The 22,775-nt window shown below is 62.9% G+C and carries 14 protein-coding genes; 4 read left to right on the plus strand and 10 right to left on the minus strand.

The features are described from left to right. Window positions 1–119: 119 nt before the first annotated feature. Window positions 120–1,403 (minus strand): FAD-binding oxidoreductase, encoded by a 1,284-nt coding sequence (locus MIC97_RS23605; RefSeq protein WP_239802342.1) that lies wholly within the window; start codon window positions 1,401–1,403, stop codon window positions 120–122. Between the two features lie 627 nt (window positions 1,404–2,030). On the opposite strand from MIC97_RS23605, the gene MIC97_RS23610 reads away from it, so the two are divergent. Both MIC97_RS23610 and MIC97_RS23615 read left to right on the plus strand, forming a co-directional pair. Then, entirely contained in the window at window positions 2,031–3,344 is a 1,314-nt protein-coding gene (locus MIC97_RS23610; protein WP_239802343.1) for an oligosaccharide flippase family protein, read from the plus strand. After that, window positions 3,341–4,330 (plus strand): glycosyltransferase family 2 protein, encoded by a 990-nt coding sequence (locus MIC97_RS23615; protein ID WP_239802344.1) that lies wholly within the window; start codon window positions 3,341–3,343, stop codon window positions 4,328–4,330. Before MIC97_RS23610 ends, MIC97_RS23615 begins: the two co-directional genes overlap by 4 nt. 12 nt (window positions 4,331–4,342) lie before the next feature. Here the strand turns inward: MIC97_RS23615 and MIC97_RS23620 are convergent, their stop codons facing one another. From MIC97_RS23620 to MIC97_RS23635, 4 genes are all read right to left on the minus strand, one after another. Next, window positions 4,343–5,563, minus strand: a complete 1,221-nt coding sequence (locus MIC97_RS23620; protein WP_239802345.1) for a glycosyltransferase family 4 protein — start codon at window positions 5,561–5,563, stop codon at window positions 4,343–4,345. Window positions 5,564–5,633: 70 nt separating this feature from the next. Further along, a complete protein-coding gene (locus tag MIC97_RS23625; protein ID WP_239802346.1) occupies window positions 5,634–7,172 on the minus strand; it encodes a tyrosine-protein kinase domain-containing protein in 1,539 nt (512 codons plus the stop codon). Continuing rightward, window positions 7,156–8,469, minus strand: coding sequence for a polysaccharide biosynthesis/export family protein (locus tag MIC97_RS23630; RefSeq protein WP_239802347.1), 1,314 nt, complete (start codon window positions 8,467–8,469; stop codon window positions 7,156–7,158). The genes MIC97_RS23625 and MIC97_RS23630 overlap by 17 nt, the downstream gene beginning before the upstream one ends. Window positions 8,470–8,588: 119 nt before the next feature. Then, window positions 8,589–9,977, minus strand: a complete 1,389-nt coding sequence (locus MIC97_RS23635) for an O-antigen ligase family protein (protein WP_239802348.1) — start codon at window positions 9,975–9,977, stop codon at window positions 8,589–8,591. A 100-nt stretch (window positions 9,978–10,077) separates the two neighbouring features. Between MIC97_RS23635 and MIC97_RS23640 the strand changes: the two genes are divergently transcribed. Further along, a complete protein-coding gene (locus MIC97_RS23640) occupies window positions 10,078–12,813 on the plus strand; it encodes a glycoside hydrolase family 9 protein (protein ID WP_239802349.1) in 2,736 nt (911 codons plus the stop codon). A 2-nt stretch (window positions 12,814–12,815) separates the two neighbouring features. On the opposite strand, the gene MIC97_RS23645 is transcribed toward MIC97_RS23640, so the two are convergent. Continuing rightward, complete coding sequence (locus MIC97_RS23645; RefSeq protein WP_239802350.1) at window positions 12,816–13,598, minus strand: WecB/TagA/CpsF family glycosyltransferase; 783 nt, start codon at window positions 13,596–13,598, stop codon at window positions 12,816–12,818. Between the two features lie 204 nt (window positions 13,599–13,802). On the opposite strand from MIC97_RS23645, the gene MIC97_RS23650 reads away from it, so the two are divergent. Next, a complete protein-coding gene (locus MIC97_RS23650) occupies window positions 13,803–14,999 on the plus strand; it encodes a glycosyltransferase family 2 protein (protein WP_239802351.1) in 1,197 nt (398 codons plus the stop codon). Between the two features lie 12 nt (window positions 15,000–15,011). On the opposite strand, the gene MIC97_RS23655 is transcribed toward MIC97_RS23650, so the two are convergent. The 4 genes from MIC97_RS23655 to MIC97_RS23670 all read right to left on the minus strand — a co-directional run bounded on the left by MIC97_RS23655 (window position 15,012) and on the right by MIC97_RS23670 (window position 22,689). Further along, a complete protein-coding gene (locus MIC97_RS23655) occupies window positions 15,012–16,031 on the minus strand; it encodes a hypothetical protein (protein WP_239802352.1) in 1,020 nt (339 codons plus the stop codon). 64 nt (window positions 16,032–16,095) lie between these two features. Further along, window positions 16,096–17,382, minus strand: a complete 1,287-nt coding sequence (locus MIC97_RS23660; protein ID WP_239802353.1) for a glycosyltransferase — start codon at window positions 17,380–17,382, stop codon at window positions 16,096–16,098. After that, on the minus strand, window positions 17,357–18,091 hold the full coding sequence (locus MIC97_RS23665) for a 4'-phosphopantetheinyl transferase superfamily protein (protein ID WP_239802354.1): 735 nt from the start codon (window positions 18,089–18,091) through the stop codon (window positions 17,357–17,359). The genes MIC97_RS23660 and MIC97_RS23665 overlap by 26 nt, the downstream gene beginning before the upstream one ends. Then, the gene (locus MIC97_RS23670; protein WP_239802355.1) at window positions 18,088–22,689 is read right to left on the minus strand and encodes a MupA/Atu3671 family FMN-dependent luciferase-like monooxygenase; all 4,602 of its coding nucleotides are present in this window, start codon (window positions 22,687–22,689) and stop codon (window positions 18,088–18,090) included. Before MIC97_RS23670 ends, MIC97_RS23665 begins: the two co-directional genes overlap by 4 nt. Window positions 22,690–22,775 lie beyond the last annotated feature (86 nt).

Consider the following 22,775-nt stretch of genomic DNA (forward strand, 5'->3'; position numbering starts at 1 on the left):
AGTACATCGAACCTTTCGATTCGATGAAGCAAGGCCGGGCAGATCAGCGAGCGGATCGGCTGTTGGCTCAGGAGGGGTTCCTGTCGCAAGGCTGGATGCCGGCGCGGCGGCCTGAGACCTCAGATGCGTTCGGAAACCAGATGGGCAATCTGGGAGCCTGCTTCATAATAAGCTTCCCGGTACTGTAAAAAGGAATTCCGGAGGATGCCGGAAACCGGAAGAGGCATCTCTTCCTCCTTTTTCTCCCCCAGAATCAGCAGCGCCAGTTCACGTCCGAAAACGGTTCCCGGGGAAATCCCGCGACCATTATAGCCTGCGAATCCGATGGTGTTTCTTCCGAACTTATGGAAGCGTGGCAAGGCATCGGGTGTCATGCCGATCTGCCCATACCACTCGTGCTCGAACTCCACCTTGCCGAGTTGAGGATAGAGTCTGGCCAGCGCCCTGCGTGCCCAGTCCTTGTGTATGGATATGCCGGTTCCCCGCAGCGCGCCCACGCTGCCGAACACCAGCCGTCCCGACCCGTCCAGCCTGAATGACGACAGCACAGCCTTCGTGTCCCAGACACCTTCGCGACCCGGCAGGATGGATTGCAGGTTCTCCGGGCTGAGGGGTGATGTAGCCAGATTGAAATAGGGCAGGCGCACCTGTTCCTCGCGAACACTGTTCCAGGGCCCGGTGCTGTAGGCATCGGTGGCCACCACCACCCATTCGGCTTCGACGGAGCCGCCTGCGGTGTGGACGACCTTGTTGCCACCTCTTTCACTGGTGTCGATAACGGGACTGGAAGTATAGAGTTCAACTCCGGCCCGGATACAGGCCTTCGCCAGCCCGCGCGCATAGGCCAGAGGTTGCAGGGTGCCCGCTCGCTGGTCGAGCAGAGAGCCGGTGTAGACGCCGGTTCCCACACGCTTTGCCGTTTCCTTTGCATCAAGGACCTGCACCGGCGCGCTGCGCTTTTGCCATTGTGCCTCGCGTTTTCTGATCTCTTCGAGGCCCGCTCTTCCCACCGCACAGTGAAGCGTGCCGTTCCGCTGGAGTTCACATTCGATGTTATGCTTCTCGATAAGCTCCATCACCAGAGACGGCCCGTCTCCCAGCAGCTTTAGCAGGCGTTCACCAAAAACGGGGCCGAGACGGACCGGAAGGTCGTCAGGCATGACCCAAAGGCCGGCATTGATCAGACCGACATTGCGGCCCGCGCCGCCAAAACCGATTTCATGTGCTTCAAGCAGAACCACCTTCCGGCCTGCTTCAGCCAGATGAAGCGCACAGGACATGCCCGTATAGCCGCCACCAACGATAACCACGTCGGCTGACAGATTCCGTTCCAGTGCGGATGTTGCCGGAGCCTCGGGAGCGGTGGCTTCCCAAAGTCCATGGGAACGGGAATCATTCAGCATTCTATGGTCCTGTCTGTGGAAAACAGCGAAAGGTTCGGTTCAGGGGAAACACGCGCGATAAACGCGGATCGGACTGGATGTGAACAGGGCTACCGACAGCCGGGCCGGGGTGCCGTTGCTTGTCTGTGATGGCGACGTGATTGTCCGGGGGTTCGACACTTTGATCATCCGTATGTTTCCGCATTCCCCTGGCTGACGGGCTCTGTCGGCACAGGACAGCGGCAAGCCGCCATTTCCACGATGCGCTCGCTCTGAACCGAAGAAGCCACATTCAATCCGGAAAGGCATCATGCTTCATCCCTAGGTGGAAAGATTGCGATAAATCAGACTGGGTTGATGCGCATTGCGCATCATTTGGAGTTCGTGCCCAGAATGCTTGAATGACAGCGGCGAGCTTTTCGCATGATGCGGATCACGGGTGCGCAAACTCTTCCCGGCCATTGGCACCATGCATTGCCTCATCCCATCCCATGGGTGCGTGAGCCCTGAAAATCACACCTGAGCGGGGCTGCCTGGACGACATCCATTCCACAGGCAGCTATGAAACGTTAAGCAAAGACGCGATACAGCTTCTGCAAGAACCCGAGGCCCTGCTCCCAATCCATGTCGCTATCGTCAAAACTTGTCATGCGCGGTGCATTCTGGACGATCGGCGCCTATGGCGGATCGGTTGGCCTGCGCTTCGGCACCAACGTCGTGCTGTCGCGTCTGGTCGCCCCCGAAATATTCGGCGTGATGCTGATCATCAATACGTTGCGCAACGGCATCGAACTGCTCTCCGATGTCGGTATCGGGCAGAACATCGTCCAGAACCCGAAGGGCGAAAGCCGTTCCTTCCGCGATGTGGCGTGGACCATCCAGCTTGTGCGCGGGCTGATCCTGTTCAGCCTCCTGTTTCTTGCCGCAGCACCGCTTGGCCAGCTTTATCAGCTGCCCGGCTCCGCGATCCAGCTCTCCGCCCTGACGCTTGCCCTGATGGGGTGCGCTTCCGTTTCGGGATATCTTTTGCAGCGGCGTTTGCAGTTCGTGCGGCTGAACCTTTTCGATCTCGGCGTCGATGCCGTGGGAGCTGCGCTGGTGATCGGGCTTGCCTTCGCCAGTCCGACGATCTGGTCGCTCATTCTCGCCAACATCCTGACCGCCGCCATACGCACCATCGCAACCTATTTCCTGCCCGACGCACGAGTGTGGTTCGCCTGGAACAGGCAGCACGCGCGCGAAATCCTGTCATTCGGCAAGTGGATCTATCTGTCGTCGCTGCTGGCCTTTCTGTGCGCCAGTTTCGACAAGCTTTATCTCGGGCAGGCCATACCTTTGGCGCTTCTTGGCATATATGGCCTTGCCCGCAACGTGGCCGATCTGCCGGCCGCACTGTTCGCGCGTCTGGGACATTCGCTGGTCTTTCCGGTGATCGCCTCCCAGCAGTCGTCGTCGCGGTCCGAGCTGCATGCGCGCCTGTCGCCGCTACGGCTGAAGCTGCTGCTGGTCAGCGCGGCCTGTGTTGCCTTCGGCACCGCCTTTGCCGACTATGCCATCATGATCATCTATGACAGCCGTTACCATGATGCGGGCTGGATGCTGCCGGTGATGCTGCTCGGCGTCTGGGGCGCGATCCTGTGCAGCATGAACGAATATGCGCTGCTGGGTGTCGGCAAGCCCTTCTATGGGGCTGCCGGCAACATGACCAAGCTCGTGTGTCTGGTTGTCGGCATACCGCTGGCGCTGAAGACGACGGGCCTGCTGGGCACCATCCTCGTCGTGGCGTTCAGCGATTTCTGCCGCTATATACCCGTGCTGATCGGCCAGCGCCGCGAACGTCTGTCCTTCTTCCTTCAGGACGTTGCGGTGACGCTGTTCCTGCTCGTGCTGCTCGGTGCATTCATCCTGCTGCGCTGGCAGGCCGGGTTCGGCACCCCGTTCGATGGGGCGAGTTTCTCATGACCGCATCGCTGTCCCCGCGCATCGGCATCGTCGTCATCGGCCGCAATGAGGGCGAGCGTCTCGTTGCCTGCCTTGCATCGCTCGGCGGCATGTCGGCACGCACCGTCTATGTCGATTCAGGATCGACCGATGACAGCGTGGAAAAGGCGCAGGCCATGGGCGCGCTCACGGTCCGGCTCGACATGTCGGTGCCGTTCACGGCCGCACGGGCGCGAAATGCCGGTTTCGACGCGCTGGAAACCGCGTTTCCGGATGCCGATTATGTGCAGTTCGTGGATGGCGACTGTACGCTGGACAGTGCCTGGCTGAGCCGTGCCGAAGCCTTCTTGCAGGCGCACGAGGACATGGCCGTAGTCTGCGGACGGCGACGGGAACGCCATCCGGAGCGATCGGTTTACAACAGGCTGTGCGACCTCGAATGGGACACGCCCGTTGGCGAGGCCACGGAATGCGGCGGCGACGCCCTCATCCGCATTGCCGCCTTCCGCGATGTCGGCGGATATGCCGACGACCTGATCGCCGGCGAGGAACCCGAAATGTGTGTGCGGCTGCGGGCCAGGGGCTGGCGCATCTGGCGTCTGGATGCGGAAATGACCCTGCATGACGCCAACATGCTGCATTTCGGTCAATGGTGGCGTCGCGCCATGCGGGCCGGCCATGCCTTCGCGCAGGTGTCCTCGCGCCATGCGGCCTCCCCCTTCGGCATCTGGAAGCGCAATGCGCGGCGGGCCCTGTTGTGGGGTGGGGTGTTGCCGGCCCTCATCCTGCTGGCCGCAATCCTGATCCACCCGGCCCTGCTGCTGCTTTTCCTGATCTATCCCGTTCAGGTTGTCAGGATGGCGCTCCGGTCCGGCCCCCGAAACCCGGACAGCTGGACATATGCAGCTTTCGCGGTACTGGCAAAGTTTCCCGAGATGCAGGGTGCCGCGCGCTTCTACATCAATCGCGTGCTGAAGCGCGCCAATACGCTGATCGAATACAAATAGCAGCCGCGGCGCTCAGCCGACGTCTTTTGCGGAACCGGCTTTCACGAACAGATCGCGCAGCTCGCGCGCCAGCCGGCGCCGGTCATGCAGGCGTTCCACCCGCGCGCGGCCTTCGCCGCCCAGCCGTGCAATCTCGGCCGGACTTGCCGACAGGGCAGCCCGCATCGCTTCGACAAGCTCATCATGATTGCCGGGCGAAACAAGCCAGCCGCATTGCGAATCCACGAGTTCGGGAATACCGGCGATGGTGGTGGAGATCGCCGGTCTTCCAAGCGCCAGCGCCTCCATGATGACGATCGGCAGGCCCTCCGCATAGCTCGGCAGCAGCAGAGCGCGGCTGGCGGCGATCATGTGCCGGACCTCGTCATTGGTAGCCCAGCCATGCAGGATCACGTCCTGCCCCACGCCATGTTTCGCGATTTCGGCTTCGATTTCGGCGCGGCTGTCGCCATCGCCGACGAGAACGACCCTGATCTCGGGGAAGGTCGCCCGCAAGGCGGCCACGGCTGCCGGAATATGCACCTGCCCCTTTTGCGGACACAGCCTGCCCACGCACACCAGCGTGTGGTTGGAGGGCTCAACGGGCGGCGCGACCTCGAAGCGGTCGAGATCGAGCCCGCAGCGCGCGATATGGACATCGACCTCGTCGCGCCGGTCACCTGCAAGATCGAGCAACATGTTGCGGCAATAATCGGAAATGGCGACGACGAAATCAGCTTCCGTCATCTTGGTGGGGAAGCTCAGATAGGGAGCTTCCACAAATTCATCCGGCCCATGGGCGGTGAAGCTGAAGCCCGGCCCCCCCATGCGATGGGCCAGCATGGCAACGGCCGGTGCATTGTTGCTGAAATGGGAATGGATGTGGGTGACGCCCTGCCGCTTTGCTTCCTGTCGCAGGAACGCGGCCTCCATCAGATAGGCCAGATGCCGCACGAAGCCGCCTCCGGCGTTGCGCAGCAATGTCCGCCAGACTGGCAGGGCGCGTGCTATTCCCACGGGGTTGGTGAAGACTTCCCGCAGGGCGGCGAGACACAGACCTGCCTTGTTGCCGTCGAGCAGATAGCGGGTGACGCCGCTTTCGCGGATGTCGGACGGGTCGACCAGCGGGCCGGCGAAGCGGCGCACCGCCATGCGGTCGATGTCGAGCCCGAGTTCCTCAAGCGCTTCGATCTCGTTGCGGATGAAGGTGCCGCTCGGCGCGGGATAGGTGTTGAGGAGATAGGCAATCTTCATCGCTGATCCGTTCGCGGCGGGCCGATTGCCCTGAAGCACGTCACCTTGACAGTTGCAGGGGCGATAAGCCTTAGCCGGCATCCTTCGCAGTCGCGGGCTGCGCATACAATCCCTGCCGCGCTATGACCGACGCTTCCGGTGAAAACCAGCGCTCGATCCTGCCAAGGCTGGCCTTGTTCAGAAGCGTGCCGATCAGCTTTTCGCGAACCGGCGCGACAAGCGCCAGGGCGGCGTGCATTTCATCGGCCGGCACCTTGTTCCATTCGACCACCAGCAGGAAGCTGTCCACGAACGCCGATGCGGCGCGAATGTCGCCGGTGGCGATCAGCGGCGGCAGGTCGAAGACGATGACGTCATATCCGGCAGCCTGCTCGAACAATGTTTCCATATGCTGCGACCACAGGAGCTGTGCAGCACCCTCATAAATTCCCGCCGCGCTGAAAGGCAGGATGTCGATGCCATGATGCGGGTCCGAAACGACATATTCAGGCAGGGAGGGCTTCTCGTCTGCGAGGAACTCGATGATGCCGTAGCCCGCCTGTGGTGCCAGCATCCGGGAAAGCGCGGGGCTGTAGGGATGCGCGTCGACCAGCAGCACGCGCTTGCCACCGCTTGCCGCCATCAGCGCCAGATTGGTGGCGATGGTGGTCTTGCCTTCATCGTCGAAGGTCGATGTGACCGCAATGCGCTGCTGGGCATGCGATGATTTCGCCGCCACCACGCCGGCGTATCGCAGGGCCTGCCACAGTGGCGTGTAGGGATGGCGCAGGACATGCGACAGGATTGCCGGCGCGCGGGCAAGAACACCACCTTGCCCTCCCGGCGCCGGTCCCGCCTCCAGCACAGAGACTATGCCGAGGCATTCCGCCCCGCAGGCTGCAAGCGCCTGTTCGGGCGTGCGGATGCGCCGGTCGAAGAACCCGAGAATAAGCGTGAGAACCATGCCTGCGACCGCGCCGACAATGCCGGCAGCGGCGATGATCAGCAAGCCGCGCATGTCGCTCTTGTCGACGGGAGGCGTCGCTTCGGAGACCAGTTGCGCCTGCACGCCGACGCCGCGCAGGCGATCGCGCAGCCAGCCGCTTGCGGTCTGGACGGCTGCGTCGCGGTCGCTCACCAGCTTCTTTATGTACGCGCCGGCAACGGCATTAGCGACCGCTGCGGCCTTTTCCGGATCGGAAGCGACATAGCTGATCTGCGCCAGATTGCTCTGTCCCACACGCTGCACCGAAAGGCTGCCGCGAAACGCCTTCAAAGCCTTTTGCTCGTCGCCCCCGGCGGCTTCGGTCAGGTTTTCACCTGCTATGACTGCGCGTGCTATCGGCTCCGAGGCGATGATCTGGACCTGTGTTTCCAGAAAGGTCGGATCGTAGAGCGACTCGGCATAGAAGGTGTTCTGATCGCTGGAGGAAAGCCGCAGATTGGTGATGTTGAGCAGTGCCGAGGCCGTGTAGTGCGAGGGCCGCAGGGCGACATAGACGATGGCCAGCACCGCGCACAGAATGGCCGGGATCAGGATGGCCAGCGGCCGCTGCAGCAGCGTCTTGAGCATCCACTTCCAGTCGTAAAGCATGGCGGTGGCCTGCGGCGTGCTATTCGTCTCCAGCATATCCTGAACCTTTGCGAAGCCCCCAAATCGGTGCCGTCAACCCGCTCGCCGGCGCAGCGCCGCTCTTCACCGCGCCCGTGACCGTGCTTTCGGAAACCCGGAATACCTTGACGATATCGCCGGGCTTCACCCTTGTTGTCTCGGCAGCCTCGATCTCCTGAACCTTGTCGCCTTCAGTGCGCACGATCACGTAGCGCAGTTGCGGCTCGTCATTTTCCGCGTCGTCCTCAGCGCTCTGCGACGAGTACTGGGCAGCCCCGTCGAGCAGGCGCTGGAGTGCCTGCTGCTGCTGCTCGACTTCGCGTATCTGCGCGTTGACGCGCTGGATTTCGGCAACGACCTCGTTGCGGCGGCGGTCGTCGAAATTGCCGAGTTCGCGGCGCTGCTCGGCAAGGCTCTGCTCTGCGGTCAGCTTTCGGATTTCAAGTTCCTGCTGTTCGCGCAGCACATCCGCCAGCGTGCGTTCGAGCGGGAACAGCCGGTGCACGGCCAGATTGCGCTTTGCCAGACTGCGCACCTGTTCCAGCTCGGTTTCGGTGGCCGCGCGCTTGCGCGCCACATCCGCCATCTGCTGGCCGAGCGCGGCGATCTCCTTCTCGCGGGCTTCGATCGACCGCGTCAGCGAGGCTTTTTCCAGGTCCTGACGCTCGCGCGCGCTGTTGAATATACGACGCTGTTCTTCCAGAGCGCGCAGCAGCGGCGCCCCTGCATCGGCCGGAGCTGCCGGAAACTCTTCCAGCCCCTCCTGCTGTGCGCTCAGGCGCATCTTTTCGGCGCGCAGATCCTCGCGGCGCAGCGCCAGAACAGCGATCTCTCCACGGCTGCTGATGGAAACGCGCTCCGCATCCCATGCGGAAAAACGTTCGCTCCGGTAAGCGCCGCCGGCAATGCTGAGCGCATTCAGCACCATCATGCCGGGCCGGTACTGATATTCGCCGGGCGTGGTAACGCTGCCCAGAATGTAGAAGGGACGATAGGCGATGATGTCGACGGACGTGTCGGGAAGCTCCGGAAGCCTGCTGACTTCCTTCAGCCGCTGCGAGATTGAACGGGCAAGCTCGGCGGTGTCGAGACTGGCCGCCTGTATCTGGCCGATCACCGGCAGGGAAATCTCGCCATTGGCGCCAACAACCGCCTCTCCGTTGAGGGCCGGCCATTCGGAGACGTGAATGCGCAGGCGATCCTGCACGCCGAGCTTGTAGTCTTCCGCCTGCGCGGCGCTCAGGCATGAGGCGGCAAGGATCATGGCGCAGAGCGTGCGGCCGAGACCTTGCATGAATTTCGGGATATCGCCCATTTTACCGATAACTCCCAGTGACAGACCCCGCCAATAACGCCATTGCGCTAACAGCTGCTGAACAAAGGACGGCGGGATGGCCTTGGCAGTGTTTCCGGCGCAATTTCCGCCAACCATGGTTACCATGTCCCTTCTCCGGCAAGCTTGCCCTGCGCTGCAGCGGTGCCGGCCTGCCGCCGATATGGCATGGCGATGTTGCGAACTGGCAGCGCAGCGTCACGCAGTGCATTCATCCGCAGCGAGATGCCGAAGATCATGCCCATGGTGGTGAACAGCAGGTATTGCACCTCCTTGCCGAAGATCACCCATTCGTACATGGAATGGATATAGGCGATCAGGAGCGCCACGCCGCATCCGATCAGCAGATTGCCTTCCGCATTGTGGCGCTCGCGCCAGCCTGTGCGCAGAGCCGTGATCATGGGCACGATCAGCATCAGGCAGAAGGCCACGATCCCCGGATATCCGGTTTCCGCCATCGCCAGCCAGTAGGCATTGTGGACGATGTTGTTGCGGTTGACCTCGCTCGGCGCAACGCCGGCCCGCTCGGAATAGCCATAATTCTTGGCGACATGGACATAATGGTTGGTACCCACGCCCAGAGGATGGTCATCGACGATGAACGACGCAGCCCGGTTGAAGGCCGCGCGCTCGTCATACTGGTCCTCGGTGAGCGGCGCCTCGTCGAAGCGCTTATCAAAGGACGAAATCGCCACCGGCGCGATGATCGCCAGAGCGACGGCGCCCGACAATGCAAACAGCATCTTGCGCTGGGTCATGCCGGCCAGAGCCAGTATGGCATAGAGCAGCATGATGCCCAAGGCGCTGAAGCCCACGGAAGCGCGTGAGGCGGTGAAGATAACGACAAGCAGTGTCGCCATAACGGTCAGCAACTGCCAGCGCGTTCCCCTGTATCCATAAAGCAGCAGCGCCAGATGCGGGAACAGCACCATATGCGCGGCCATGCCCAGCGTGTTCTGGTGGATGAACAGGCCGTGCGCCTGCGACAGGCCCAAACCGAAACGCTGGTGGAGCACGGCGACGAGATGCGCGGCCATGCCGAGCGCCATGCCCTGCATGATGTAGATGGCCGTCTTCGGCTCCAGACAGGCGCGGGCAACGACGACCATGATCAGGAACATGCGGGCGAATTGCCAGACGCCGAAGCTTGCCGCCAGAGGCTCATAAGCCTGCAGCATCGAAAGCGCGGCAGCGCCGATATAGATCAGCAGCGGCAGCTTGCACCACAGCGGTATGCGGCCGGGACCGAAGCTCAGAAGCGCCGCGACGGCCAGAATGTCGACAAGGCTGAGTTCCAGGCCATAGACGAAGCCGATCCACTCACCTGCCCAGCTGATCAACCCCACGTCGAACAGGGGCATGGAGGCGGCCATAAACGGCAGGATGCCGAACACCGTCCAGAACAGGCGGGGGAATCCGGGCGTGCTCCGCAGCAGCAGACTGATTGGGACTGTGCACGCAAATGCTATGAACAGAGCAGCGAATTTCAACCGGACTATCCCGAGCTTTTAATCTATAAGCCGTAGCACGGCATGGCGGAACAACAGGTTAACGCAGGCGGGATGTCCGCCAAAGGTTAATGGACGCATAATGTTGAACTGGCTTCGTTGCGGTTTCTTGCTCGTGCTTGCTGTGCTGTCGGCCGGCGCTGCTGTGGCCGGAACGCGTACTGCGCAGGTGATGGAAGTCTCCATGGCCGCGCCCGACATCGTTCATGTCGAAATCCGCGATCCGGAGTTCCTGCGTGGCGGCATCGTAAAGCTGGATGGTCCCCGGCCCGAGCCGAACGGAACATGGGTTCGTCATGCGGGCGGCCGGGGGCTGGTGATCGGGCCTGCGCGCGATCATTTACGCCTTGCCGATACGCCACCAGACACCTTTCTCGACCGTGCGCACGTCGACGAGACACAGGGCTACGGGCAGGTTGGAGGCCGCAATGTCGTTTCCATTCATCGCAAATCCATGCCCTATGATTCCGGATTGTTTCCGGCTTCCAATGGCGACACCCGCGCGGGCGCCAGCTTTCGCCACGATATTTACCTGAAACTCGACGGTCCCCTGCCCTCCGGCAGCCATGTCATCGTCTGGCCCGGCGCTGTGCTTCCGGACACGGCGTTCGACTTCGACGACCGCAAGATCCGCGCTTCGTCCGTTCATGTGACGCAGAACGGCCACCGGCGCGGCGATCTTGCAAAGACAGCCTATCTTTCGCTGTGGCTGCCGGGTGGGCCGCATCACGGCGCGGTGGATTTTCGTGAGTACGGCATTGATGGCTTCGAGGTGATCGATGTCAGCGGACAGCAGGTGTTCGCCGGACCCCTGCGACTTCGCGCCGGCCCGGATACGCCGGAACCCGGCAACGGACTTGCCCACGAGCTGATGGAATACACGGACGCTTCCGCGCCGCGCATTGCGCTGAGCGGTCTGCGTGACGGCACGTTCACGACCCGACAGCCGCATGGCTTCCAGACCGGTCAGCGCATCGCGCTCGAACGGATGGGCGGCGATCAGGATGCGGGTGCGGTTTTCGCCACGGTTGAAGCCGCGATGTCGACCAGCTTCACCGTCAACGATGTAGAAGGAGAGCTTCCCGGCCGGGTCGAGCAGGGCGCCACGGCAACGGCGGCGCAACGGGCCAGCCGGGCGGGCACCTTCGTGTTCGAGCTCGATTATTCGGCATGGGTGCCTGAACACAATGGAACCTACCGGCTGCGCATTCCGGGCATTGGTGTCTCGGACGCCGTCACCATAGCCGACGATGTTTGGGAAAAGGCGGCGCGGAATTCGCTTGCCGGCCTTTATCATCATCGCAGCGGAATTCCGCTCGATGGCCGCTTCGGATATTCGCGGCCTGCCGCCTTTCGTCCCGGCCCCGGCCTGACCATTTTCGAAACGCGCTTGCCGCTGGCGTGGTCATCGGAATTCGACGGCGGTTTCGTGCCGTTCGAGGAAGCGGCGAAGCCGGCGTGGATCACCGACACGCAAGCGCCTGACACCTACTGGGGCGGCTACATGGATGCCGGCGACTGGGATCGCCGTATCCAGCATGTGGAGGTGTCGTCGCTTTTGCTCGACGCTTATGAATTCACGCCGCAGAAGCGGCAGTTGCGCGGGAGCGGCCTGCCGAAATCCTCCGAAGTTCTCGAAGAACCGGCTTTTCGGCAAACCGATGCCCTGCCCGATCTCGTTCATGAGGCGATCTGGCTGCTGGATTTCTTCAGACGGCTGCAAGCGCCTGATGGCAGTGTTCGCGGTGGTATCGAAAGCGCCGGCCACCCGTTGCGCGGGGAGCCCAGTTTTCTCGAACATCAGACGGTGTTCGCCTACGCGCCCGATCATGTCTCCAGCTATAAATATGCAGCGGTTGCAGCCCGGCTTGCCAAAATCCTGAAGGATCTGGGTGCCGGTGAGGCCGCCGCCCTGTTTTCAGACAGCGCCGTAGCGGCATGGGCTGCGGGCGAACGCGGCTTTGCCGACCCGGATGCCTATTACGCGGAGGCGCTGAAGGCTGGCGATGAGGCCGGCATATTCGGGAAGGTGCCATGGTCGCAGCACCGGCAGCAATTGCAGCGGACGGCCGGTGAATATCGTATCGCAGCCGCCTCTGCCTTGCTGCGTCTGACCGGCGATGCCGCCTATGGCGCGATTTTCGAGGACCGGTGGCGGGAGGGGCTCGACCTCTACGCCCACAAGGGCGACGCGGCATGGCATTATCTGCGATCGGACAAGCCGGACGAGACGATCGCGGCCGCGATAAAAGAGGCTTTTCTTCGTGAGGCGCAAGTGGTGGTGGATGCGCAGAAGCCGTTTGCCTATCCGAGCCTCAAGCACCCCGCCGCTCCCTCCGGCTGGGGACAGGGCGGAGCACCCGCCTACAGCGAATTGCAGCTTCTCATGCGCGCCCACCAGATCGGGCACGACCCGGAAATACTCAAGGCCATGGAGCGCGCCCATCATGTCATGCTCGGCGCCAACCAGCTGGGGCTCAGCCTGGTGACGGGCGGCGGCGTTCGCAGCGTCGGAAATCCGCTGCATGAAGACCATCTGGCGATGGGCGTCAAACCTCCCGCCGGCATCACCATCTATGGCTGGGCCTCACAGGCACAGACGGCGCATGGATGGATTTTCGGGCCGCCATGGTCGCCGCTGCCCGAGGCCGGAACGGCCGATAACGCCATGCACAGGCGCATTGAACCGCCCCGTTTCTCGATACCCTATTTCGAATATCTGGTGGAGCATCCGGCGCTGGTCATGCAGCAGGAATATACTGTGCATCAGTCGATCGGACCAATGGCCGCGCTGGCGCTCTATCTCAACGCACAGTGAGGTCAGCCGCGCAGCCGCGCCCACCAGCCCCGGGGAATCTCGCGCACTGCCAGCCCCAACAGCGGCAATACGGAGAACAGGTAACGCCGCCAAAGGCGTCCGGGGTCGGAACCCAGCCTGTGCAGCCATTCCAGACCCGTTCTGCTCATCCAGCGCGGAGCCCGCTTCTTCATGCCGGTCATGAATTCCAGCGCCGCCCCGATGCACAGGCATATGCCCGTTGCCTCCGGGTCCTTTGAAATCTCATAGGCGATCTTCTCCGATTGCGGAGATCCGATCGCCACGAAAATGAAATCCGCCCTTTCCTGCACCGCGAAATCCACGCAGCGCTGCAACTCGGCAGGATTGTTCAGGACGCCATAGGGGGGCACGTGGGCGCGTATATTCAGGCGCGGAAATCTGGCCCGCATCTGATCGATGACGTTCTGGCTGGGAGCGATCATGGTGATGTGATCACCATCCCTGATGACGAGGCCGAACAGGCAGGCAGTCAGGTCCGCGCCCGTCACCCGCGGCAGGGTGAGCGGCACGGCCTTTGCAAGCATCGACACCGGCTTGCTGTCGCACAGCGTCAGCCACGCATTCTCATAATAGGGGAGCAGTTCGGGATGCTGCGCCAGGCGAACGATGTGATCGACATTGGGTGTTACGATGTAGCGATAGGCGGGGTCGTCGCGCGTATCCCCGATCAGCCTGATGACATCGTCGAAGGCAATCCTGTCGAATGGCACGCCAAGAAAATGCCGTCGCTCGATAGCGGGCATGATGGAAGGTGTGACTGTCATATTGGCTTCTGACATTTTTCCGACGGTTGCCGAAATAATACTTCTCCCAGGGCGCCCGCCGGCCATGCTGTCCGAAACACACAGCATTAGCGATCCTTTAACGTCAAGTGATGATAGCAGCGATACGTTGAAAGGTCTGAACACAGTTAATATCAGAATCTCTGTATAGTGGGCAGACTTGAGGGCCGTCGCCAGAAGGCAAAAATGATTTTTCTTCTCATTCTCCTTGTGGTCGTCAACCTGTGGTTGCTTTTTCCGGTTGCGATCTTTGCCATCGAAATATTTGCAAGCCTGCTTCCGGCGCGAGACAGGGCCATTGTCAGTGATGGCCATCGCCCGGATGTGGCGATCCTCGTTCCGGCGCATCAGGAAGAAAGCGGCATCGCAGCCACGGTTATGGCGCTGCGCGGCCAGTTGCGCCCCGGCGACCGGCTGCTGGTCGTTGCCGACAACTGCACCGACGGGACAGCTGCCCTGGCGCGGGCCGCGGGCGCCGAGGTGGTGGAACGACACGACCCTGACTGCCGCGGCAAAGGCTATGCGCTGGACTTCGGCGTGCGTCACCTCGAACAGGCACCGGTTGCTGTCGTCATCGTGGTCGATGCCGACTGCACGCTGACGCCGGGCTCCGTGGACAGGCTGGCAAGAGAGGTCGCGGCCAGTGGACGGCCCGTGCAGGGACTGTATCTGATGACCGCGCCGCCTGACGGGGGGCTGAATTTTCAGGTGGCCGAGTTCGCGTTCCTGATCAAGAACCGTGTGCGGCCGGCCGGCCTGCACAGGCTTGGCCTGCCGTGCCATCTGACGGGAAGCGGCATGGCCTTTCCATGGGAGACCATCAGGACAGCCAATCTGGCGCATGCCAGTCTGGTCGAGGATATGAAGCTCGGGCTTGATCTCGCCCTGTCCGGCCAGCCCCCCCTTTATTGCGGGAATGCGCGCATCGACAGTTTTTTCCCCTATACGACGGCAGGTGCTGCCACCCAGCGCAGCCGCTGGGAAGAAGGGCATGTCGGCATGATTGCGCTGGCGCTGCGGAGCCTGCCGGCCGCAGTCGCCGCGCACAGCCTGAAGGCACTGGCGCTTGCGCTGGACATACTCGTTCCGCCGCTGACACTTCTCATCCTGCTGATCATCGGTGCCTTCGTCATCACAGCCGCCGTGACGTGGCTGTTCGGCCTTCCGGGCCTTGCGCTCTATATCTCGATGGCAAGCCTGCTTCTGTTCGGCCTTTCCGCTTTTGTGGCGTGGTTCGCTTATGGTCGGCACGTGCTGTCGCCGCGTGCGCTGATGAAGGTGGTGCCCTATCTTTTCTCCAAGCTGAAGCTCTACGGCTCCATGGCGACCGGCGGGCGCAGCAAAGGGTGGGTGCGCACCGACCGCAAGCGCTCGGATTCCTGACGCTGCCCTGTCTCACCGGGTGTCGAGCGGATTGTCACCCCAGCCATGAAAGCGCCACGACAGCTGCAGCGTATCGCGCATCCGCTTCACAGAAGCGCGGAACACGCCCATTTCGGCATTCGTGTAGGCGGTCTGCATGTAGCTCGTATAGGTGGAGATGAAGCCTGACGGCAGCGTTTTGCAGTCCGTCTGGCCATCCTCGCGATCTCGCCATCTCTCCATGAACCCGGCCGCGAAAGCGCGCAGCGTGCCAGCCTGCAATGGATCGGCACCCGCCGGCATCCACGCCTGTGAGAGGTCTCCTCCAAACAGCGTCCCATAGGTGATCAGCGCGACGAAATAGACGCCAAGATCGGTCAGGTGCACATGGTCTGTGAACAGGTGCGAGGTGATCTCGCCCGGCGTTTCACCGGTGAAGCCCTGAGGCTTTTCACTGTTCAGATAGGCGACGAGATCGGCCAGCGCCAGTGAGGCGGGAATGAAGTCCACGGGGCTGGTGCCCTCGCCTGCCCGCGCGGCTATGCAGTGCCAGACCGGCGAAGCGCTGCGCTCATAGCTAATCCATGCATCCGGCTTGCCGGGGTCGGCAATATCGGCCCATGGCGCATAGAAATAGGTCTTTGCACCGGGGTTTGCACTCACCGCCCGCGCCTGGAAATCGCGCAGGTGCCGGACCGTCTCATGTGATGTGAGAGCATCGAGCACGCGATGCCACTCGGTCACGACGAAGAGGTCGTGCGGCGGCGGAGACGCCAGCGTTGCCAGAACGTCCACCGGGTCGCCATCTCGGTTCACCCCGGCGGCATAGCCGGAACCGGGCCGCTTTTCGTCATTGCCGAAAGTGCGCTGACGGATGGTCGAGCCGCCAATATGCTGCCTGTCCCAGTCGATCCGAATTCCATCGTGATCCGCCATGGCGGCCACCATGTCGGGCAGCGGCCTGTCGGTGAGGCTGTGGCCGGAAATGAAAAGCCGCACGGCATTTTTCTGCGCAATCGCGCCGTCCGTCATGACACCGGCAAGCAGCACCATCAGCACAAGCCGGATGCAGCCGCGACCAGAACGCTTCCTTTTTTTGTCCGGGCGCAGACCTGCTCTAGGCATGGGCTGCGATCAGGCCTGCCCGGTAACGATAAAGCGTCTCCTCGTCGAAACGGCGTCCTGCCTTCGCTGCTTCCTCGACAAGCTGCGCCAATCCTTCCCTGTCCGCGTTCAGGTCGGCAACCAGTTCTGCCAGCTGGTCGATGTCGTTCAGCGGCGAAAGGCGCCCGCCGCCTTCTTCCCTGATCAGGCCGGCGGCATAATCGCTCTCATAGCCGACGATGGGACATGCCGACACCAGCGCTTCGATCAGGCAGCGGGGCGATTCAGGCGTCTTGTGGCAGAACAGGAAGAGGTGCGCCTGCCGCATTTCCGACAGGATGCGCCGACGGTCGCCGACGTGACCGGCAAATGTGACATGCTCCGTGATGCCAGTCCTGCCTGCATGGTCACGCTTGGCCGAAAGCAGCGGGCCGTCCCCGATCCATGTGGCTTTCAGCGGAACGCCGGTGCGAATTGCGCGGGCGATCACGTCGAGCCAGTCGATGGGTCCTTTCATCTCGTCGGCCCGGCCCACATAGACGATGCGCAAAGGTTCCCCATTGCGGATGCTGGTAAGCTTTGCCTCCACATCCGGCGCCGGAGCAAAATCCTCGCGGCTGGTGTGCACATCGTAGACGCAGGCGGGGTTGGCGGAAGACCGTGCATAGGCGTTGAAAGTGTCCATGCCCTGCAGCAGCGCCAGCGAACTGCGTCGCGTTATGTAATGGTGATAGCGCTCCATGACCAGGAGCATGGCACGTTCCTTGATCCGGCGCTTGAAAGGCAATGTAGGGACGATGTTGCGCAGGACCCGATGCTCGACACGGTCGAACCACACGGCATATTTTCGCCCCTGTGCCATCGCTTCCCGCGCAGCGACAGCCGCCCAGTCTCCCGCCACATAACCGATGGTGAAGCACAGATTGTTCGCCCGCCTGATCTCGTCGGCCAGCAGGCTGCGCGTGGCGCGATAGGTTCGTGCGAAAGTGCTCACATTGTAGGCCATGGGAAGCGCGATGAATTTCAGCTGATCGGCGCAGGGCAGCGTGTCGACGTCCACCCATGTCGTGGAGGTCTGCTCCTCCTGCCCCTCATCCAGCAGGATGCCGGCATAAACCACCTTGGCGAAACGTTCCGCCCAGCGGCACACGCCGGCACAGGTCTGGTCGTCGAGCTGCAATCCATTGGGCCCCTTGCGCAGGCGCACAGCCGTCACCAGAAGCAGGGTGCCCTTGCGCCTGTGCGTCGTGGCACCATGGTCCCGTTTATCTTTTCTATACGTACCGGACGGGGGCGTCATGCCTTTCTCCTTGCCTGTGCAGATAGCCGAAAGCGAATGCGTTCGCCGTGAGCGCCGTGGCGGTCACGATATGGCAGCTATCCATGGCGAAGCGGCCGGGCAACCTGTCGCCCGTGCGAAATGGGGGCACATCCCGGTTGAAGCACGCCTCGAAGCTTCCCCGGCTGATATCGATGCTGATTGTCATCGCATGGAAATCCAGTAGCGTGTGTGACAGCGGATACTGGCATTTGTAGGCGCATTCTTTGGCGCTGAACATTGTCCGGGCGAAAAGGCCGCAGTGGGAAGCCGGCAGGGTTGCGAGCCACCGGCGTTCCTCATCCACACAGATTTCAGGAATGAGGTCCGGGTCGAGCGGCTCGGCCGGCTCGACATCGAGCCCGATCGAAAGAATGCTGTCCGCCTTTCGCGCAACCGCCGCTGCACAGAGATCGTCACAGTGGGTGACGGAGCCGACGATCCCTTCCGGCCATATCGGCGAGCGATCATCGGCAGCAGGTATCGCTGCCGGGGCAATGCCGAGCGCGCCCATGGCCTCCCGCGCCAGCGCCCGCCCCGTCCTGAATTCGCGCCGCCGACACTCCGAGGCGCGCCTCAACGCGGTTTCCTCGTCCGGCAGCCCGGGCGATCGTTCGATGCGGGGATCGCCTGTCACGACACGGATGGCCGGCCGGATCTCCGGATCGAATATCTGGTCGAACAGGATCATCCGCCGGGCTGGTTCCGGGCCATGCGGCCGCCAAGTGCGGCACGGCGCGCGGCCGCGCGGCTGGCCACCTTGCTCAGCCGCTCGTCGGACTTGCCGCGATCCGAAAGATGCCCGGCCAGTGCCGAAACGGTCGGGAAGCGGAACAGGTCGGTGATGGCCATGTCGGGTGCAACGCCCGCCTTGAGTTCGCGATGCGCCTGCACGGCAAGCAGGGAATGGCCGCCAAGCGCAAAGAAGCTGTCCGACAGTCCGACGCGTTCCACGCCGAGAATGCGCCGGAAGGTTTCGGCGATCTCGCGCTGCATGTTGTCGACCGGAGCCACATAGGCCGCCGCCTCCACCTGCGGCTTCACGTCAGGCCTCGGCAGCGCCTTGCGGTCCACCTTGGCATTGGGCGTCAGCGGGAATGCGTCGAGAGTTACGAAATGCGCCGGCATCATGTAATGCGGTAGGGACTGTGCGAGATGCGCACGCAGGGCTTCCTCGTCGATGGCGCCGCCCGCAAGGCGCAGATAGGCGACGATGCGCACATCGTCGGCACGGTCTTCGCGCGCCACGACCACGGCTTCCGCAATGCCGGGGAACTCCGCGATGCGGGCTTCGATTTCCCCGAGCTCGATGCGGTAGCCGCGCACCTTGACCTGATGGTCGGCCCGGCCAAGGAACTGAAGCGTGCCGTCGTCAAGGAAGCGGACCAGATCGCCGGTGCGATAAAAGCGGCCCTTGCAATACGGATTGGGGAAGAAACGCTCGGCCGTCAGGTCGGGGCGGTTGTGATAGCCGCGCGCAACGCCGTCGCCGCCGATATAGAGCTCTCCCGGCATGCCGGGCGGAACCGGCCGGCCGTTGCGGTCCAGCGCATAGAGCTGCGTGTTGGCGATGGGGCGGCCAAGCGGCACCACCCCTTCGACCTTTTCCACCGTCATGGTCGAGGACCAGATCGTCGTTTCGGTCGGACCATACATGTTCTCGATGCTGGCCGGGGTCGCCTTGCGCAGGTCCGACACCAATGTCGCCGACAGCGCCTCGCCGCCGATGAACAGGTGCCGCACATCGCGCAGCGCCTGCCGGCTCGCCTCATCGACCATGAACATGCGCGCCATGGATGGCGTGCATTGCAGATGGGTGACGCGGTGCTCCGCGATGTCCTGCGCAAACGAGCGCGGCGCCTGCGCCGGCATTTCGTCAGCGGCACCGCGTGTGCGGGCCACGACTTCGGCCAGCGGCTTCAGGCGCTCCATGACGGTTGCGCTGGCAACGCCATAGTCGATCAGGCAGGCCACCTCGTCGACGCCGATGGCAGAGATCTCTTCGATGCGGCGCATGGCGTCATCGACCGTACCGAACAATCCGCTGTCGTCGAAATAGCGCAGGAAGGCGAATTCAAGGATGGCGTCAAGCTCGTCGTCGGCAAGGCCCTGAAGGTCGATCTCCATCGGGTTGTCGACGCCCTGTGGCTTCTTGAAGGCCGGGAAGGCCCAGGCATATTGCTTGATGAGCGCGGTGGCGCTGCGCAGATAATCCTTCATCGGCTCGCGGGCCAGATTGCGCACCTCCTCGCGATCTTCGCCAAGCAGCGTGTGCAGCATCAGCGTGACCTTGTGGTCGGCGGGATCGCGCCCGCACTCGACAAGGGTTTCGCGGTAGATGCGGATCTTTTCCGCCAGTTCCGGGATCGACTGGCCGAGCAGATGGGTCAGCACATTGGCGCCCAGCCTTGCCGCATCGCGATATGTTTCCGGGTTGCCGGCGGTGGTCACCCACACCGGCAGTTCCTTCTGCACAGGGCGCGGCTGGGTGACGACACCCACGGTGCCGGAACCGAAATCGAACTCGACCTTGTCCCCGCGCCACAGCCGGCGCACGGTTTCGATGTCGCGCAGCATGGCGGCCTTGTTGTGCGGCGGCGCATTCTCCGGCCGCAGCACGAAATCCTCCGGCATCCAGCCAGACGCGAAGGCAAGGCCGGCGCGGCCATTGCTGATGTTGTCGATGATGGCCCATTCCTCGGCCACGCGGGCCGGATGGTGCAGCGGCAGCACGCAGCTTCCGGCGCGGATCGACAGGTTCTTCGTGACGGCGGCAACGGCAGCACCCGTCACGGAAGGGTTCGGATAAGGCCCGCCAAAGGCATGGAAATGCCGCTCCGGCGTCCACACGGCCTGAAAGCCGTGATCATCGGCGAATTTCGCGCCTTCCAGCAGCAGACGGTATTTCTGCGGGCCGGCGCCGTCGTCATTGCCCCAGTAGAACAGGCCGAAATCCAGAGCCCGCCCGGAATAGCCGGCGGACTTGTGGGCGGTGACTTCCGCCGAATGGATCACCACCTTGAAGCCGCGCGCCAGCGTCCAGAACAGTTCGAGCACCGAGATGTCGAAGGACAGGCTGGTGACGGCGAGCCACACCGGCTGTTCGCCGGTGGGCACGGGAATGCGCTCGTCCATGCCGGCAAAGAAATTGGCGACATTGCGGTGTTCGAGCATCACGCCCTTGGGCCGCCCGGTGGAACCGGACGTGTAGATGACATAGGCGAGGTTTTCAGGCGCGACGACGGCTGAGGGGCGATCGCTGCGGCCGGCGGCTTCCACGATGTCCTCGATGACGAGGACAGTCGCGCCGGGCGCGGCGAGCCGCGATTTCAGCGCGCGTTCGGTCAGGACGACGGGTGCTGCGCTGTCGCCGATCATCAGTTCGAGTCGGTCGGCCGGAAACTGCGGGTCGAGCGGCACATAGGCGCCGCCGGCCTTCAGGATGCCGAGCGCGCCGGCGACGAGATCGACCGAGCGCGAGACATGCAGGCCGACCATCACGTCGGGCCCGACGCCCTGCGCGATCAGCGCATGCGCGATGCGGTTGGCACGTTCATCGAGCTGGCGGTAGCTGAGCTCCACGGCTCCGCTGGCCACCGCTTCCGCATCCGGCGTCCTGTCCACCTGACGCTCGAACAGCACATGCATGCAGGCAGAATCGTAGGCGCGTTCGGTGTCGTTCCAGTCGTGGAGGACTTTTTGCTCTTCCTGCACCGACATCAGCGGCAGGTCGGCCATCCGTGCGGAATTTTCCGCGAAGGCTTCCGCAAACACGGAAAGATGCGCGGCCAGCGCTTCGGCCTGATCCTGGCTCAGCCTGTTCCGGTCGAAGACAAGCGCGTCGTCCGTGTCGCCGGCAACGAAAGCCAGCGCGCATGCGTGCGGCAGGGCGTTCGCCTCGCCGCCATCGACCAGACCCACGGTCAGGTGCGGCGAAGTCAGGTTCGGGAAACGAAGCGGCAGGTCTGACGGCACCGGGCCATGCTTGCGCACCTCGGCCAGCCTTTCGCTGAAGCCGGCTGTGAAGGCGGCGATGGGAGCGCCATCGATCATGTCGATGCCGAGCGGCACGCTTTCAAGGAAATAGCCCGCATACTGCGTGGCGGCTTGCCTGACCGCGTCGTCGGCGTAGGCCAGAGAGATCCGATCCTGATCGCTCAGCCGCAGCATGAAACCGGCAATCGCGGCGAGCTTGCCCTCGCGGGAAAGGCCGGCCGGCAGGTCGAGCGGCAGGGTGGACGGATCGGGGCGGCTTTGCGAGGAACAGGCGCGCACATCCATCAGATCGACATCGTGCAGCGCCGACAGAAGCCTGCGATGCGCATCCTCATGCCGGGCGGCATTTCCCACTGCTTGCGAAAGGCTCTCCATCTCCGCCGCATCGAGGCGCGGCAGGATGGTTCCCGCAGTCAGCACGGCTGTCATGTCGGCATCGTCGCCGATGCGGCTGCCGGTGATGCGGACGGGCTGGTCGGCAGCGGCGATGACCACGCCCTCTTTCGAAACCGACAGGACGGTTCCCGGAGCCCCGTGCGCCGCGTTGGTGTCCGCAATCATCGAGGTGACGGCATAGACGCCATCGGCGCTGTACAGTTTCGGGACCCCCAGCGGGTTGGCGTAACCCTTGCCGAAATCCAGCCCGCGCACGAGACGCATGAGCGCCTCAGCCGACTGATCGAAGCGCAGGGTTGCGCTCGCCTGTGGACGCAGCGCCTTCGCATAATATGAACGTGCGGCAAGATCCTGCGGCTTGCCGGCCAGCGTGCCCGCCTCGATTTCCTGAAGCAGCGTCGCGAAGGTGGAAATGCCGGCCTCGAAGCACTTGGTGTTCAGCGTCAGCGCTGTTTCATCGGGGGCGATGTCGAATGTTTCCTGAACATAGATCAGGCCCTCGTCCACGCCGGCGGCAATCTCGTGCCATGTAACACCATGGCTGGTTTCCCCGTTCAAAATCGCCCAGGCAGGCGCATTGAGGCCGGCATAGCGCGGCAGCGGGCCGTCGTGGAAGTTGGCGGCACCGGCCCTTGCCTTGCGCCAGACGGGTTCGGGAATGATGCGCAGGTTCGCGGCGCTGAACAGCCAGTCATAGTCGACATCCGCAAGGCTGGCAGCCAGGTCTCCGCCCCAGCCGGTAACATGAATGCCGTTCTTCGCGGCATGGCTTGCGATGGAGGGGTTTTCGGTGACTATGGCAGCAACCGAGTGGCCGTGGTCGCGAAGAATCTGTGCACACTGAAGGAGAAGCGATTCATCTCCAACCAGAACGCACTCCAAGGAATTGGCCGCCATCACGCTCCCCTCCGCACCGATTTCGCCTCTGTGCTTTTAACTGGCCTGCGTAAAACCATCATGATCAGGATGTTTCGACTTAAGCC

Origin of the sequence: Aquamicrobium sp. NLF2-7 (assembly GCF_022359935.1) — a bacterium.
In the GTDB taxonomy this organism is placed as follows: Bacteria; Pseudomonadota; Alphaproteobacteria; order Rhizobiales; family Rhizobiaceae; genus Mesorhizobium; species Mesorhizobium lusatiense.